Origin of the sequence: Corynebacterium sp. LaCa54 (assembly GCF_046717495.1) — a bacterium.
Lineage (GTDB): Bacteria > Actinomycetota > Actinomycetes > Mycobacteriales > Mycobacteriaceae > Corynebacterium > Corynebacterium kefirresidentii.
Genome location: NZ_CP177115.1, coordinates 1,988,847 through 2,004,198, shown reverse-complemented (window position 1 = coordinate 2,004,198; position 15,352 = coordinate 1,988,847). Strand labels below are relative to the sequence as shown.

The 15,352-nt window shown below is 58.5% G+C and carries 14 protein-coding genes; 11 read left to right on the top strand and 3 right to left on the bottom strand.

The genetic code is table 11. The features are described 5' to 3' along the window. Positions 1-3 precede the first annotated feature (3 nt). Positions 4-729 carry a fructosamine kinase family protein gene (locus ACLI1M_RS09740; RefSeq protein ID WP_086588421.1) on the top strand — a complete coding sequence of 242 codons (726 nt, stop codon included), beginning with the start codon at positions 4-6 and terminating at the stop codon, positions 727-729. Here the strand turns inward: ACLI1M_RS09740 and nadE are convergent. Next, positions 726-1,547: an ammonia-dependent NAD(+) synthetase gene (gene nadE / locus ACLI1M_RS09735; RefSeq protein WP_248099393.1), complete on the bottom strand. Its 822-nt coding sequence runs from the start codon at positions 1,545-1,547 to the stop codon at positions 726-728. The two genes, ACLI1M_RS09740 and nadE, sit on opposite strands and share 4 nt — an antisense overlap. Positions 1,548-1,574: 27 nt before the next feature. On the opposite strand from nadE, the gene ACLI1M_RS09730 reads away from it, so the two are divergent. The 6 genes from ACLI1M_RS09730 to nrdE all read left to right on the top strand — a co-directional run bounded on the left by ACLI1M_RS09730 (position 1,575) and on the right by nrdE (position 7,457). Further along, on the top strand, positions 1,575-2,930 hold the full coding sequence (locus ACLI1M_RS09730; protein ID WP_248099395.1) for a sugar porter family MFS transporter: 1,356 nt from the start codon (positions 1,575-1,577) through the stop codon (positions 2,928-2,930). Positions 2,931-3,050: 120 nt separating this feature from the next. After that, on the top strand, positions 3,051-3,173 hold the full coding sequence (gene ykgO / locus ACLI1M_RS09725) for a type B 50S ribosomal protein L36 (protein WP_003847162.1): 123 nt from the start codon (positions 3,051-3,053) through the stop codon (positions 3,171-3,173). Between the two features lie 163 nt (positions 3,174-3,336). Then, on the top strand, positions 3,337-4,242 hold the full coding sequence (locus ACLI1M_RS09720) for an esterase/lipase family protein (RefSeq protein WP_411706544.1): 906 nt from the start codon (positions 3,337-3,339) through the stop codon (positions 4,240-4,242). 304 nt (positions 4,243-4,546) lie between these two features. Continuing rightward, positions 4,547-4,786, top strand: a complete 240-nt coding sequence (gene nrdH, locus ACLI1M_RS09715; protein WP_023020850.1) for a glutaredoxin-like protein NrdH — start codon at positions 4,547-4,549, stop codon at positions 4,784-4,786. 22 nt (positions 4,787-4,808) lie between these two features. Further along, on the top strand, positions 4,809-5,240 hold the full coding sequence (nrdI, locus tag ACLI1M_RS09710; protein ID WP_023020851.1) for a class Ib ribonucleoside-diphosphate reductase assembly flavoprotein NrdI: 432 nt from the start codon (positions 4,809-4,811) through the stop codon (positions 5,238-5,240). A gap of 54 nt (positions 5,241-5,294) precedes the next feature. Then, entirely contained in the window at positions 5,295-7,457 is a 2,163-nt protein-coding gene (gene nrdE / locus ACLI1M_RS09705; protein WP_086588426.1) for a class 1b ribonucleoside-diphosphate reductase subunit alpha, read from the top strand. A gap of 55 nt (positions 7,458-7,512) precedes the next feature. Here nrdE and ACLI1M_RS09700 read toward each other — a convergent pair whose 3' ends face one another. Further along, positions 7,513-8,208 carry a FadR/GntR family transcriptional regulator gene (locus tag ACLI1M_RS09700; RefSeq protein WP_284836077.1) on the bottom strand — a complete coding sequence of 232 codons (696 nt, stop codon included), beginning with the start codon at positions 8,206-8,208 and terminating at the stop codon, positions 7,513-7,515. Between the two features lie 142 nt (positions 8,209-8,350). On the opposite strand from ACLI1M_RS09700, the gene nrdF reads away from it, so the two are divergent. From nrdF to ACLI1M_RS09680, 4 genes are all read left to right on the top strand, one after another. Then, positions 8,351-9,340, top strand: coding sequence for a class 1b ribonucleoside-diphosphate reductase subunit beta (nrdF, locus tag ACLI1M_RS09695; RefSeq protein WP_023020854.1), 990 nt, complete (start codon positions 8,351-8,353; stop codon positions 9,338-9,340). Between the two features lie 342 nt (positions 9,341-9,682). After that, positions 9,683-11,377: a cytochrome c oxidase subunit I gene (gene ctaD, locus ACLI1M_RS09690; protein ID WP_023020855.1), complete on the top strand. Its 1,695-nt coding sequence runs from the start codon at positions 9,683-9,685 to the stop codon at positions 11,375-11,377. A 101-nt stretch (positions 11,378-11,478) separates the two neighbouring features. Further along, positions 11,479-12,669, top strand: a complete 1,191-nt coding sequence (serB, locus tag ACLI1M_RS09685; RefSeq protein WP_248099401.1) for a phosphoserine phosphatase SerB — start codon at positions 11,479-11,481, stop codon at positions 12,667-12,669. Further along, entirely contained in the window at positions 12,662-13,393 is a 732-nt protein-coding gene (locus ACLI1M_RS09680; RefSeq protein WP_411706543.1) for an aminoacyl-tRNA hydrolase, read from the top strand. The genes serB and ACLI1M_RS09680 overlap by 8 nt, the downstream gene beginning before the upstream one ends. Here ACLI1M_RS09680 and ACLI1M_RS09675 read toward each other — a convergent pair. Further along, positions 13,359-15,338 (bottom strand): ATP-dependent DNA helicase, encoded by a 1,980-nt coding sequence (locus ACLI1M_RS09675; RefSeq protein WP_248099405.1) that lies wholly within the window; start codon positions 15,336-15,338, stop codon positions 13,359-13,361. The genes ACLI1M_RS09680 and ACLI1M_RS09675 overlap by 35 nt on opposite strands. Positions 15,339-15,352 lie beyond the last annotated feature (14 nt).

Genomic DNA, 15,352 nt, shown 5'->3' with positions numbered 1-15,352 from the left:
GTCATGCAGACTTTTTCAAAGCGAGTACGCGACACAGATCAAGCTGGCGCCGAGGCGGCAGGATTGCGGTGGCTTGGAGAAGCTACCGACGCGGTGGTCAACGTAGTAAGCGCCGACGGGCTAGAGATCGTTACCGAACGCGTGGACGAGGTCATGCCCACACCGGAGGCGGCGAGGAAGTTTGGTGCGGAGTTGGCTCGCATGCACCGCGCGGGAGCCGAAGCGTTTGGCGCACCTCCTGCCGGATGGGAGGGAAAGAACTTCATCGGCAGCATCGAGCAAGACTGCATCCCGACGGATAACTGGGGTGAGTTCTACGTCGAACAGCGCGTGCTGCCTTTTGCGGAACTGGCTGGGATTAGTTCGGCGCAGTTGGATTTGGTAAGGCGAGCTTGCGATGCCATCGCCGCGCGCAGTTGGGATGTGGCGCCGGCTCGCATCCACGGTGACCTGTGGGCGGGAAACCTGCTCTTTGGTTCCGATGGCGGCATCATGATTGACCCCGCTGCCCACGGCGGGCATCCGCATACGGATTTGGGAATGCTGGCCCTTTTCGGGGCACCATACCTAGAAGAAATTTTCCAGGGCTATGGTGCGCCGAAAGATATCGAGAAGTGGATTCCTATGCATCAGCTGCATCCACTAGCGGTGCATGCGCTCACGCACGGCGCAAGCTATAACCGGCCGCTGGAGCGTGCGGCTGCCGCAACCTTGGAGGCACTGGCCTAAAGGTTTGGCCCCTGCGGCATGATGCGTTTATGAGCGCCGCGGCGCCATAGGGTTTCGATGCGTTCACGGGCGGCGTCGGGAACCGCCTTGCCCTCCAAGTAGTCATCGATGTGGGCGTAGGTGACGCCGAGGGCTTCTTCGTCGGGAAGCTGGGGCTTATCGTCTTCCAAGTCCGCGGTGGGGACCTTCTCCCAGGTAGAGCGCGGGGCGCCGAGGTGCTCTAGAAGGGCGGCGCCCTGGCGTTTATTGAGCCCGGCCAAGGGGAGGAGGTCTGCCGCGCCATCGCCCCACTTAGTGAAGAAAGCGGTGACGTTTTCCGCCGCATGATCGGTGCCGATGACGAGGGCGCCGACCTCACCGGCGATGGCGTACTGGGCGGTCATGCGCAGGCGGGCCTTAGTATTGCCGCGGTTGAAATCGGTGACGTCGGCAAGCTGCACAGCATCCGCCACCTGCTCGTCGAGGGCGAGGGTGGCCGGCTTGATATTGACGGTGGGGCGGTGATCGGGCTGGATGAAATCCAGGGCAATCTGGGCATCGTCCTCATCGGCCTGCACACCGTGAGGCAGACGCACGGCCCAAAACTCTGCGCCGTCGACGCGGTCCACCGCCAGTTGCGCGAGCTTTCCTGCCAAGGTGGAATCCTGGCCGCCCGAAATCCCCAGCACGTAGCCCTTAGCGCAGGTGGTGCGCAGGTAGTCAACCAAGAAATCCACGCGGCGCTGGACTTCCGCTTCTGGATCGATAAAGGGGCGTACACCCAGGGCTTTTATGATGGTTTGCTGCAGGTTTTCGGCATCGTTCGACATGACGTTCATGGTAGCCGCCTGACACAATATTGTGCTGTGAATAAGGATGTTTATGTCAAGGTAGTAGCTGGCATAGCGGCCCTCGGCGGGCTGCTTTTTGGATACGACACCGGAGTGATGTCCGGTGCCTTGCTTTTTATTAGCCCCGCATTCGACATGAGCGCCCACCAAGAGGGGTGGGTGACCTCGATGCTGCTTGTGGGGGCGGCTGTTGGTGCGCTGACAGCCGGGCGCATCGCCGATAGGTTTGGCCGCCGCTTCACACTGATTGCGGGTGGCATCATTTTCGTGTTGGGCTCCATCTGGTGCGCCCTGTCCGGATCGGTGGGCATGCTGGCTACGGCACGCACGTTCTTGGGCTTTGCTGTGGGTGCGGTATCCATCGTTTCGCCCATGTACATCGCGGAGATCGTGCCTGCCAAGGTGCGCGGGCGCATGGTCTCTCTCAATACCCTGGCGATTGTGGTGGGCCAGTTGATGGCCTACCTGGTCAACTCCGCGCTGGCCTCTACTGGCAGTTGGGAGTGGATGCTGGGCTTGGCCGCCGTGCCAGGACTAGCGTTGGCGCTCGGAATGGTGTTTCTGCCAGAGACGCCGGTATGGCTAGCGACGAACGGCAAGATGGCTCGTGCCCAAGAAATTGCCGGGCGCGCCGGAATGGATATTTCGGAGCTGACTTCGCAGGAGACCGCGCGCAAGTCCAGCGGGTCTGAGTGGAAGGCGCTTGCCGCCAACCGGTGGATGCAGATTACGGTGCTGCTGGCCATGCTGATGGGGCTCACACAGCAGATTACCGGTGTCAACGCCATTGTGTATTTCGCACCGACCATGATGAATCAGGTGGGGATTTCTACGGCCAATTCGGTCTACACGTCCATCGTTATCGGCACGGTATCTGTGCTCGCCTGCTGGGTTGGCCTAAAGGTAGTAGACCGCATTGGGCGCAAGCGCCTATTGCTTATCGGCCTGACCGGCAACGTGGTCTCGCTATTCATTCTTTCCTTCGCCTATTCCCACGCCGAGGATTCCACCGCTATGGCCATGGTGTCTTTGGTATTTATGGCGCTGTTTATTGCTTTCCAACAGGCGGCGGTCTCACCCACGACGTGGCTGCTTATCTCCGAGCTAGTACCGCTGCAGGTACGTGGTCTAGGCATGGGCATTGCGGGGCTATCGTTGTGGGCCACCAACTGGGCCGTGGCGCAGTACTTCTTGCCGCTAGTGGAGTGGCTGACTGGCCCGGTGGCGTTTATGGTCTTTGGAGTCTTTGGTCTCATCGCCATTGCCTATACCCGCATTTTGGTTCCAGAGACAATGGGACGTAGCCTGGATGAGGTAGGCGAGGAGATGAAGTCGCGCTACGAGCGCGAGTCCGCAGTCGTCAAGCCTTAGTGTTTTGGTATTGACGGCCGCGTGAGGTAAAATTTTTCCTCGTGTCATGGCTGGGGATTCCCAGGCCGTGCTTTACTTATTCAACCGCATGTAGATTGCGCATAACGAAAGGAGCGCCCGATGAAGGTCCGTAAGTCCCTTCGGTCGCTGAAGAAGAAGCCGGGCGCCCAGGTTATTCGCCGCCACGGTAAGGTCTTCGTGATCAACAAGAAGGATCCCCGTTTCAAGGCTCGTCAGGGCTAATTGATTCGCGATTCCATCCGCTCCCTCCGGCTATCCGGAGTGGGGCGGATTTTTTATGGGTGAATTATGGCACAAGGGATAATTTTCTCCAGGGCCACGGGGAATAAAGAGACATGTATGAATATAATCAAATCGCCGTTATGTGTCGTGAGAAAGAAGAATAATGTCCCGGCGAATTGTTGCTGTGCTTGCTGCTGCAGCCCTTGGGCTATCCGCCCCTATTGCTAATGCCTCTCAGTCGGAGTGGGAATCCTCTGTTCCAGAGTCCTTTGGGATCAATGACCCTTCCTGTGTGCCTTCTGGCCAGATTGTTGAGCCGGTGGTGCTACTGCATGGCACCTATAACAATGCGGGTGTGTGGAAAAGCTTGATTCCGATGTTGAAGGATCAGGGTGCGTGCGTATGGGCCTTTGATTATGGAGCGGATGATGTTTCTTTGCAGAATGCTTCTCCCTCAACGAAGGCCATTTCAGATTTGGATGATGCGGCCGAGGAAATAGCGCGGCACGTGGACTATGTCCGAGCGGTAACCGGCGCAGAGAAAGTGGACTTGGTAGGCCATTCCCAGGGCGGTACCCATATTAAGACCTATACCCAAATGTACGGCGGGGCTGAGCACGTCGCTCGGGCTGTGGCTCTAGGCGGCAACTTCCACGGCACCACGCTGGGTGGGCAGGGCGAAGGTCTGGCCAAATTCATCGCCTTCGCACCCCGCCTCGCCGCCTTCTTGGCCAGCACGGCCGGCATCCAACAGGTGGTGGGTTCGGAATTTATGCAAAGGCTCAATGCGCTGCCGGACACCGCGCCGGGCGTGCTCTACACCTCCATCTACTCGCCGGCGGATACGACGGTAACCCCGAATAGCTCCTCGCTGCTGGTAGCTGTCGACGGCGCCGATGTGGTGAACCTCGACCTTGGTGAGGTCTGCGGCGTGGCTCCTCGGCACGATAAGCTGCTGACTGACCGCACGGCGCTGAGCCAGGTCATTTTTGGCCTGAAGCGCGCCCCAGGGGAGGGGCCGCGGCCGTCGACCTGTGTCTCCGGGGAGTCATCGACGGTCGGTTCCTGAAGCGAAGCGCCACACCACAAATGTGAACTTTGACACACAAAACGGTGAATTCCAGGTAAACCCGCAGGAATCTCATTGATGTAGTTTCATGGCTGTCCTTGGGTGTGGTCAACATGTGGGGCCTGGGGGTGTGTCATCCTGGGAATACCATGCTTGTAACTACTATATATTGTGTTGGTTGCGGGTCTTTTCCCCAAAGTATAGTGTCGTTGATGTTGTTCAGAGCGGCGCAGGAAGCGCCCGAATAAGCGGGAAACGCTCCCCGTTCTGACGAGTTTTCAATGCAGGAGCTTTAAGGATCTATATGTCTATCACCGTTTACACCAAGCCAGCGTGCGTCCAGTGCAACGCCACCAAGAAGGCCCTCGATCGTGCCGGCCTCGAGTACGACCTCGTCGATATCTCGGCCGATGACGAGGCTCGCGACTACGTAATGGCATTGGGTTACGTTCAGGCCCCAGTAGTTGAGGCCAACGGTGAGCACTGGTCTGGTTTCCGCCCAGACCGTATCAAGGGCCTGGCTTCCCTAGCGGCATCCGCCTAAGGGGTAGGGGAGGCCAGTAGCGATGTTGGTCGTGTATTTTTCCTCCGCAACGGAAAATACGCACCGGTTCGTGCAGAAACTGGGCTTTCCCAGCGCGCGCATTCCGCTGCGCCGCACGGAGGAGCCCCTCAAGGTCAACGAACCTTATGTCTTGGTGTGTCCCACCTATGGCGGGGGCGCGTCCATTAGCCACCAAAATTCCCGTCCCGTGCCCTCACAGGTAATTAAGTTCCTTAATGATGAGCACAACCGCAGTTTCATTCGCGCGGTAATCGCGGGTGGTAATAGCAATTTTGGCGCCGACTTTGGCAAGGCTGGTGACGTCATCAGTGCCAAATGTAAAGTGCCCTATGTATATCGTTTCGAGTTGCTGGGAAACGATGACGATATAAAAATTTGTCGTGAAGGCTTAATGGCTAACGCCGCCGAGCTTGGGCTCGAGGCCGCGGCCTAGCACCCACCACGACTTAAATAAAGATCCTGATTTTTAAGAAAGGCCTTGTCAGCTGTGAGTACGCAATTGGGGAAGACCGTCGCCGAGCCAGTAAAGCCGGAAGAGCAGTTGGACTACCACGCTCTCAACGCGATGCTGAATCTCTACGATGCAAACGGCAAGATTCAGTTTGATAAAGACCGCGAGGCCGCAAACCAATTCTTCCTGCAGCACGTTAATCAAAACACGGTCTACTTCCATGATCTGGAAGAAAAGATCGATTACCTGATTAATAACAAGTACTACGACCCACGAGTCATCGAGCAGTATGACTTCTCCTTTATTAAGGAGCTTTTTAAGCGCGCTTATTCCTATAAATTCCGCTTCAAGTCTTTCCTGGGCGCGTATAAGTACTACACCAGCTACACGCTGAAGACCTTTGATGGTCGCCGCTACCTCGAGCGCTTTGAGGATCGTGTCTCCATGACCGCCCTATTCTTGGCAGATGGTGATACTGGCTTGGCAGAGCGCCTTGTGGACGAGATTATGAACGGCCGTTTCCAGCCGGCCACCCCAACCTTCCTCAACGCCGGCAAGGCCCAGCGTGGCGAGCTCGTGTCCTGCTTCCTGCTGCGCATCGAGGACAATATGGAGTCCATTGGACGCTCCATCAACTCCGCGCTGCAGCTTTCCAAGCGCGGCGGCGGCGTGGCCCTGCTGCTGTCTAATATTCGTGAATCCGGCGCGCCCATTAAGCACATTGAGAACCAGTCTTCCGGTGTTATCCCAGTAATGAAACTGCTGGAGGATTCCTTCTCTTATGCCAACCAGCTTGGTGCCCGCCAGGGCGCTGGTGCGGTCTATCTCAATGCGCACCACCCAGACATCATGGACTTCCTGGATACCAAGCGTGAGAACGCGGACGAGAAAATCCGCATTAAAACCCTCTCGCTGGGCATCGTCGTGCCGGATATCACCTTCGAGCTGGCCAAGCGCAATGACGATATGTACCTCTTCTCGCCGTATGACGTAGAGCGCGTCTACGGCAAGGCCTTCGGTGACATCTCCGTTACTGAGCACTATGAGGAGATGGTGGAAGACCCACGCATCCGTAAGAAGAAGATCAACGCCCGTCACTTCTTCCAGACCGTGGCAGAGCTGCAATTCGAATCCGGCTACCCGTACATCATGTTCGAGGACACCGTGAACCGCGCTAACCCGGTAAAGACTTCGTGGATCAACATGTCCAACCTGTGCTCGGAGATCCTGCAGGTTAACTCCGCTTCCGAATTCAATGCGGATCTGACCTACCAGGAGCTGGGCAGCGATATCTCTTGTAACCTGGGCTCGCTGAATATCGCGATGACCATGGATTCGCCGGACTTCGCCACTACGGTGGAGACTGCCATCCGTGGCCTGACCGCTGTGGCGGATAAGACGTCCATCGATTCCGTGCCGTCTGTGCGCCGCGGAAACGACGAGTCCCATGCTATCGGCTTGGGCCAGATGAACCTCCACGGTTACTTGGGCCGCGAGCACATCGAGTATGGCTCCGAAGAAGGCTTGGATTTCACTAATGCCTACTTCGCGGCCGTGCTGTATGCGGCATTGCGTGCTTCTAATAAGATTGCCCGCGAGCGCGGCGAGTACTTTAAGGAGTTCCCGCAGTCCGAGTACGCCTCCGGCGAATTCTTCGACCGCTATGATCCGGAAGAGTTTAAGCCGAAGACCAAGAAGGTCCAGGAGCTTTTCGAGTCCTCATCGATCCACACTCCGTCCGCCCAGGACTGGGAGGAGTTGAAGCAGGACGTGGCCAAGTACGGACTGTATAACCGCAACCTGCAGGCAGTGCCACCGACGGGCTCGATTTCCTATATCAATAACTCCACCTCATCCATCCACCCGATTGCCTCCAAGATTGAGATCCGCAAGGAAGGCAAGATCGGTCGCGTCTACTACCCGGCGCCGCACATGGATAATGACAACTTGGAGTACTTCAAGGACTCTTATGAGATCGGCTTCGAGAAGATCGTCGATACCTATGCCGTAGCCACCAAGTACGTGGACCAAGGTCTATCGCTCACCCTCTTCTTCAAGGACACCGCAACCACCCGCGATGTCAACCGTGCGCAGATTTATGCGTGGCGCAAGGGGATTAAGACCTTGTATTACATCCGCTTGCGCCAGATGGCGCTGGAGGGCACCGAGGTCGAGGGCTGCGTATCCTGCATGCTCTAAACCGTAGGTTGAACGCCTCGATGCACGTCGTGGGGAAGGACGTGCATCGAGGCGTTTAACCGTTTTCTGCCCTGGTGCGGTCGAGGATGGTGCGGGAAGTGCTTTCGGCGGCGTCGGCAAGCCCAGCATCAATGGCGCGGGCCAGCTCCATGTGCAGTTGTGTGGTCCCGCCTATGGGATCGCGCTTGCGGGAACCAAAGACGGACTTGCCCTTGAGCATGGCTACTAGCGAAGGGGCGAGCGCGGCCAGCATCTCATTGCCGGAAGCCCGCAAAATTAAAGTGTGGAAACGCAGATCGGTTTCCAGTTCCTCGCCCACGCGCGGGGAAGGAGTGGATTCTAGCTCGGCTAAACGCGCGGCGAGGCGAAGGAGTTCCGCCCGCTGCTGGGCGCTGGCATTGCCGGCTGCGAGTCGGGCCGCCACCGGTTCAATTCCCAGCCGCAACTCGTTGAGGCGTGCCACTTGCTGCCCGCGGGTTTTGTCATTATTTAACCGCCAACCAATGATCGCCGGGTCATATACTGCCCAACTATCCATCGGCAGCACCGTGATTCCCACGCGACGCCCAGAGCGGACCATGCCGAGGTGTTCGAGCGTGCGCATGGCTTCACGGGCCACTGTGCGGGAGATGCCAAAGCGCTTTTCGACGTCCCCCAGACGGAACCGCTCGCCCTCGGCGATGTCTCCGCTTACGATCTCGGCGCCGAGCCTATCCACCACGGAACCCAGCAGGGGAGGGGTGGCACTCATGCGGAAATCCTTTCTTTGCATGCTCCGAAGTAACTGGAATCAGTATAGGTAAGTGGTATCCAGCACAATGGCTTAGAGGGCGGGCGAATTGGGTATGCTGGAGACCTGAATTTGTCCGTTTTTAGTATTGGAGTGACGCCGCGTGTCGCACGAGTACGATGACTACGTTTCTAGTCATGAAAAGCCAGTTAAGGCCATTAACTGGAATAGCATCCCGGATGAAAAGGACCTCGAGGTATGGGAGCGCCTCACCGGTAATTTCTGGCTGCCAGAAAAGGTCCCAGTCTCCAATGACCTTCCCAGCTGGAAGACGCTGACGGAGAAGGAAAAGGAAACCACCATGCGGGTTTTCACCGGCCTGACGCTGCTGGATACCATCCAGGGCACCGTCGGTGCGATTTCCCTCCTCCCGGATTCCCAGACCCTGCACGAAGAGGCGGTCTACACCAACATTGCGTTTATGGAGTCCGTGCACGCCAAGTCCTATTCCAATATCTTTATGACCTTGGCGTCCACACCCATGATCAACGATGCCTTCCGCTGGTCCGAAGAAAACGAGAACCTGCAGAAGAAGGCCAAGATCATCTTGTCCTATTACAAGGGCGAGGATCCGCTGAAGAAGAAGGTGGCCTCCACTTTGCTGGAGTCCTTCTTGTTCTACTCCGGCTTCTATCTACCGATGTACTTCTCTTCCCGCGCGAAGCTCACCAATACCGCCGATATCATTCGCCTGATTATCCGCGATGAAGCCGTGCACGGCTACTACATTGGCTACAAGTTCCAGCAGGCCTATAAGCAGCTGGATGAGGAGCGCCAGGCGGAGCTGAAGGAATACACCTTCGACTTGGTCTACGACCTGTATGACAATGAGATCGATTACACCGAGGATCTCTACGATGACTTGGGCTGGACCGAGGACGTTAAGCGCTTCCTGCGCTATAACGCCAATAAGGCGCTGAATAATTTGGGCTTCGAGGGGCTCTTCCCAGCAGACGAGACTCGCGTTTCCCCGGCCATTTTGTCTTCGCTTTCGCCGAATGCTGACGAGAACCACGACTTCTTCTCTGGCTCTGGTTCCTCCTATGTCATTGGCAAGGCTGAGGACACCACGGATGATGACTGGGACTTCTAAGCATTCCCGCTGATCAGCGTGGTCTAGCGGCACACCTTCTGCTCTAAATCAATCGAAAGGTTGATAACGAGCGGGGGTGTGTTTTCGCGTTTTGGGGGTGCACAATTAAGCGCGTCTGTGACATATAGCACGGTAATTGGGGGCCGAAAATCCGTGCCAGAATTGGCGGCCGCGCCACGTGCAGGGCCTATGTGAAAGATGTGGTTAGTGTCGAGGCGTGGTCGTGCGGCTCATTATTGGGGGAAGCTGGAAAGAACAGGGGAAAATGGCCTAATATAATGCGAGTAAACCTAGGTGTAGGTGGGCCCTGCCCACAGACACTTTGTTAATCAGGAGGATTTTATGACCGCTGTGGCGCCACGGGTCGACGATTACGTCGCCCCTACACGTCCAGAGCCAACCGGTAATGCGAAGACCGGTTCAAAGGCTTGGGTATTTCTAACCACCACCGACCACAAGCAGCTGGGCATCATGTACTTGATCATGTCCTTCAGCTTCTTCTTCCTTGGTGGCTTTATGGCACTGTTGATCCGCGCGGAGCTGTTCACCCCGGGTCTTCAGTTCTTGTCCAATGAGCAGTTCAACCAGCTGTTTACCATGCACGGCACCGTGATGCTGCTGCTGTTTGCAACACCAGTTGTGTGGGGCTTTGGTAACTACATCCTGCCGCTGCAGATCGGCGCGCCGGACGTGGCCTTCCCCCGACTGAACGCTTTCGGCTTCTGGGTTACCCTGCTGGGCGGCACCGTGATGCTGCTGGGCTTCGTCACCCCAGGTGGCGCAGCTGACTTCGGCTGGACCATGTACATGCCACTGGCTGATGGCGTCCACACCCCGGGCATCGGCGCGGATATGTGGATCGTCGGCGTGGGCGCTACCGGTGTTGGTACCATTGCCTCCGCTATCAACATGATTACGACCATTCTGACCCTGCGCGCACCGGGCATGACCATGTTCCGCCTGCCGGTATTCAGCTGGGCCGTATTCACCGCATCCGCCATCGTGCTGATGATCTTCCCGCTGCTGACCGCTGCAGCACTGGGCGTCCTGTATGACCGCAAGCTGGGCGGCCACATCTACGATTCCGCTAACGGTGGCGGCATCCTGTGGCAGCACCTGTTCTGGTTCTTCGGCCACCCTGAGGTTTATGTCCTTGCACTGCCATTCTTCGGCGTTGTTTCTGAGGTTGTTCCGGTCTTCTCCCGCAAGCCGGTCTTCGGCTACATCGGCTTGGTCTTCGCACTGCTGGCCATCGGCGCCCTGTCCATGGCTGTGTGGGCTCACCACATGTTCGTTACCGGCGCTATCCTGCTGCCGTTCTTCTCCTTCATGACGTTCCTTATTGCGGTGCCTACCGGCGTTAAGTTCTTCAACTGGGTCGGCACCATGTGGAAGGGCCACATCACCTGGGATACCCCGATGATCTTCGCTATGGGCTTCATGGCAACCTTCCTCTTCGGCGGCATGACCGGCGTTATGCTGGCATCCCCGGCATTGGACTTCCACTTGGCTGAGTCCTACTTCTTGATTGCTCACTTCCACTACACCCTGTTCGGTACCGTTGTGTTCTCCGCCTTCGCGGGTCTGTACTTCTGGTTCCCGAAGATGACCGGCCGTATGCTGGATGAGCGTTTGGGTAAGATTCACTTCTGGCTGACCTTCATCGGCTTCCACGGCACCTTCTTGGTTCAGCACTGGGTAGGCAACATGGGTATGCCGCGTCGTTACGCTGACTACCTGGAGTCTGATGGCTTCACGGTCTTCAACCAGATTTCCACCATCTTCTCCTTCGTCCTCGGCGCCTCCGTCATCCCGCTGATTTGGAACGTATTCAAGTCCTGGCGCTACGGCGAGATTGTCACCGTGGATGACCCATGGGGCTACGGCAACTCCCTCGAGTGGGCAACCTCCTGCCCACCGCCGCGCCACAACTTCGTGTCCCTGCCGCGTATCCGCTCCGAGCGTCCGGCCTTCGAGCTGCACTACCCGCATATGGTTCAGCGCATGCGCGAGGAAGCACACGTGGGTAGCCACTAAAGCGAAGTAACTCGCACAAACTCCTGACTTAAGCCGCCTCCCAGCCCTTAATGGGTAATGGGAGGCGGCTTTGGCGTATCTTCTTTACCCCACGTGCGATAATGGGCGGCGTGAGTACTCAAGCTGATACCAATGCAGTCATCACCACCAGCGGGCCGGATAAGCCTGGGCTCTCGGCGGCCTTTTTCCGCGTTCTGGCGGCCCATAACGCCACGCTTGTCGACGTCGAACAAGCCATCTTTTCCGGCCGCATTACCCTCGCTGCCCATACCCGCATTCCTGGGGCGCGCGCCGAGCAAATTGCACAGGGGCTGCGCAATACCTTGAGCATTTACGGTCAGCAGGTATCCGTAGACCTGCGGGAGGAAAAATCCACCGCTCGAGCCCGCTCGAGCTATGTGGTGGTCCTCATGGGCACGCAGGTTACCGCCCATCACATGGAGGAAGTTGCCCGCGTACTGGCCAACTTCGATGCCAATATCGATCGCATCCGCGGGCTTTCAACCTCTCCGTTGACCGGGCTGGAGCTTTTCCTATCTCTCGATGGTTCCGCCGCACCTGTGCGCCAGGCATTAGCGGAGCTGGCGCAGCAGATCGGCATCGATATCGCCATTGAACCCGCGGGCCTGGGTCGGCGTTCCAAGCGTTTGGTGTGCTTCGACTGCGATAGCACCCTCATTCAAGGTGAGGTCATCGAGATGCTGGCCGCCCATGCGGGAAAGGAGAACGAGGTTGCCGCAGTAACAGCCCGGGCCATGCGCGGGGAGCTGGACTTTGAGGCTTCCCTGCGTGAACGAGTCGCCGTGCTGGCTGGGCTGGATGCCGCCATTATCGATGAGGTGGCCCGCGATATTCAATTGACTCCAGGCGCCCGGGAAACCATCGCCACGTTGAATCGCATTGGCTACCGCACTGCGGTGGTCTCCGGCGGATTCATTCAAGTATTAGAGGGCCTAGCTGCGGAGATGGAATTGGACTATGTGCGCGCCAATACCTTGGAGATCGCAGATGGGAAGCTCACCGGCCGGGTGACCGGCAAGGTGGTTGACCGCAAAGCGAAGGAGGAATTCCTCCGGGAGTTCGCCGCGGATTCGGGGGTAAATATGCGGCAGACGGTGGCCGTGGGCGATGGCGCCAATGATATCGATATGATTTCTGCTGCTGGGCTGGGGATTGCCTTTAATGCTAAACCGGCCCTGCAGGAAGTGGCGGATACCTCTGTAAACCACCGGCGGCTGGATGAGGTCCTGCAAATTTTGGGTATTCCGGCCGAGGAGGTTGTTGATGAATAAATTCGACAGAGCGCATCAGCGTTTGGTGGAAGCCTGTGATTCACGCTCCTGGCGTGATGATCCTGAGAACCCAGATGATCCGGCCACGATTCAAGCTATGCAGATTGCGCTCAATCTGCCGAAGCAGGAGCCGCCGACACGTACGGCGGTGCTAGAAGCGGCCGCGCGCGCTGTGGTGGCGGTGTGCCTCGACGAGCGCGCGGGCGAGGACGGCGCCTTCGCGCAGGCGCTGGGGCGGTGGTACGGCCACCGCATCCGCAAGATCGCCCGCCGCGCGCGCAATAAAGCTTGGCGCGATGTACAAAGCCTGCCCGGCGTGACCGTAGCGGACCGCGCCCGCGCTTTTGTGCCCTCGGCCGTAGCAGAGGTGGATCCTCTCATTGCCAAGCTGCAGATCGGCCACACCGACCTTGCCTATGACGAACCCGGAGCCCCGCTTAGCGATGCCCCCGTTATCTATGTCGACCGCAGCCTCGACATGTCTGCGGGCAAAGTCGCGGCACAGGTAGGCCACGGCTCGATGATGCTGGCCGCTGCGATGTCGGTGGATGAAGCGCGCGACTGGGCAGAAACTGACTTTCGGCTTTCGGTGCGCGAGGTTTCCACGACGGATTTTCGCACCGCCTGCGCACAGGACGGCGCCGTGGTCATCGTTGACGCCGGCTTTACGGAAATCGCGCCAGACTCGGCTACCGTGTGCGCCCTGCGGCGACCAATCGCTTAAGTGCACCCCGGACCGTGCTCGCGTCAGTGGTCTGCCAAAAGCGCGGCATGGAGGCCTTGAGGAAGCTGCCGTAGCGCTTATACTCCAGGCGGTTATCAAGCACGGCGACCACGCCGCGATCGGTCACGTGGCGCAGCAGACGGCCGGCTCCCTGCGCCATCAGCAAGGCGGCGTGATTGGCGGAGACCTCCATGAACCCGGAGCGGCCGGCGGCATCGGCTGCTTGGGCGCGCGCCTGCATGAGGGGATCGTCTGGGCGAGGGAATGGAATGCGGTCGATGATGACCAGCGAGCACGCCGGCCCTGGCACGTCCACGCCCTGCCATAGGGTAAGCGTTCCGAAGAGGCAAGAGTTTTCCTTCTGCGAGAATTTCTCTACTAGCGCACCGATGGAATCTTCGCCCTGCACGAAGAGGTCAAACGGGATACGGGGTTTGAGCGCGGCGGCTGCTTCTTCCGCGGCCCGGCGAGAGGAAAACAATCCGAGAGTGCGCCCGCCGGCGGCCATGATGAGCTCATAGATCTCCTCGATCGATTCTTTAGACAGCCCATCGCGGCCCGGAGCGGGCAGATGCTTGGCGGTGTATAAAATGCCGGATTTGGCTGGGTCGAAGGGCGTGCCTGCGTCCAAGGTGTCATAGGTGCCGCTCGGCATGCCCCACTGTGCGGCCATAGCATCAAAGCGGCCGCCGAGGGCGAGAGTGGCCGAGGTAAGCACAACAGTTTGTTCCCCAAAGAGGTTCTCGCGCAGCATGTGGGCGATGGACAGGGGTGCCACGGCGAGGGTTTCGGCGTCGCTGCGCGGATCGCGTTCGAGCCAGACTACGTCGTCCTGCTTGGCTGGGTCATCGGTGGCGAAGACCTCCAGCATGCGTGATACGGCTTGCGCGAGGTCGGCGAGGTGGTTACTTAAGTTCTGGCGCTCGGCGTTCTTTTCTGGGTCATCGGTGGCCTCGCCTTCGGGTGCGCGAGAAATGAGGGACTTAACGCGCAGGAACTCTTCGGCGAGCGCGCGCAGGTGGCCCTGCGAAGTTTCATCCAAGTCGGTCCACCGTCCGGGCTCCTGGATTTTCATCAGGTCATCAAATTCCTCGGCCAGATCCGAAAGATTGCCGGCATTGCCTAAGGACTTCGCGCGGTTGGCGGCCATCTTGATGGCGCGGGTAGTAATCTCCGCGGTGGACACGGAGGTGATCCGGCCGTCGAGCTCGTGGGCCTCATCGATAATGGCCACGTCGTGCTCTGGCAAAATATTTGCCTCAGAGATAGCGTCGATGGCCAGCATGGCGTGGTTGGTGACAACGATATCGACGTCGGCAGCCTCCCTGCGAGCTTCTTCCGCAAAACAGTCTGGCCCGTGCGGGCAACGCGAAGCCCCCAAACACTCGTTGGACGTTACCGACACCGCCCGCCACACCAGGTCCGGTACACCTGGATCGAGGTCATCGCGGTCACCAGTTTCGGTTTCCTGCGCCCACTCATGGATGCGGCGCACGGCCTTGCCGCGGCGGGAGATCTCGGATTCGTCGATAAGAGCTTCTGGGTCATCCGGGGTCGCCGCAATCTTATTCATGCACAAGTAGTTATTGCGGCCCTTCATGATGGCGAAGGTAGGAGTGCGCTCCATAACAGGGGCAAGGGCCTTCGTGAGCCGGGGCAGATCGCGCTCCACCAGCTGGCGCTGCAATGCCAGGGTAGCGGTGGAGACGATGACGGTGGACCCTGAGTTCATTGCATGCCGGATAGCCGGGACTAGGTAGGCCAGCGACTTACCGGTGCCGGTACCGGCCTGCACTGCTAAGTGGCGCTCCTTATCGAGCGCGGCCGCGACGGCCGTGGCCATGCGCACCTGGCCTTCGCGCTGGCTGCCACCCAACGCAGCAACGGCCTTGTCCAGCAGCGTTTCCGTGTCGAGGTTTAGGGGCTCATCTGCGTGCTCACTCACCCCACACAGTCTAG

Bases quoted from the DNA above. Each gene is read 5' to 3' on its own strand.
- nadE (WP_248099393.1), bottom strand. From the start codon at position 1,547: ATGAACGTCATGTCGAACGATGCCGAAAACCTGCAGCAAACCATCATA.
- ACLI1M_RS09720 (WP_411706544.1), top strand. From the start codon at position 3,337: ATGTCCCGGCGAATTGTTGCTGTGCTTGCTGCTGCAGCCCTTGGGCTA.
- serB (WP_248099401.1), top strand. From the start codon at position 11,479: ATGGGCGGCGTGAGTACTCAAGCTGATACCAATGCAGTCATCACCACC.
- ykgO (WP_003847162.1), top strand. From the start codon at position 3,051: ATGAAGGTCCGTAAGTCCCTTCGGTCGCTGAAGAAGAAGCCGGGCGCC.
- nrdI (WP_023020851.1), top strand. From the start codon at position 4,809: ATGTTGGTCGTGTATTTTTCCTCCGCAACGGAAAATACGCACCGGTTC.
- ctaD (WP_023020855.1), top strand. From the start codon at position 9,683: ATGACCGCTGTGGCGCCACGGGTCGACGATTACGTCGCCCCTACACGT.
- ACLI1M_RS09680 (WP_411706543.1), top strand. From the start codon at position 12,662: ATGAATAAATTCGACAGAGCGCATCAGCGTTTGGTGGAAGCCTGTGAT.
- nrdH (WP_023020850.1), top strand. From the start codon at position 4,547: ATGTCTATCACCGTTTACACCAAGCCAGCGTGCGTCCAGTGCAACGCC.
- ACLI1M_RS09700 (WP_284836077.1), bottom strand. From the start codon at position 8,208: ATGAGTGCCACCCCTCCCCTGCTGGGTTCCGTGGTGGATAGGCTCGGC.
- ACLI1M_RS09740 (WP_086588421.1), top strand. From the start codon at position 4: ATGCAGACTTTTTCAAAGCGAGTACGCGACACAGATCAAGCTGGCGCC.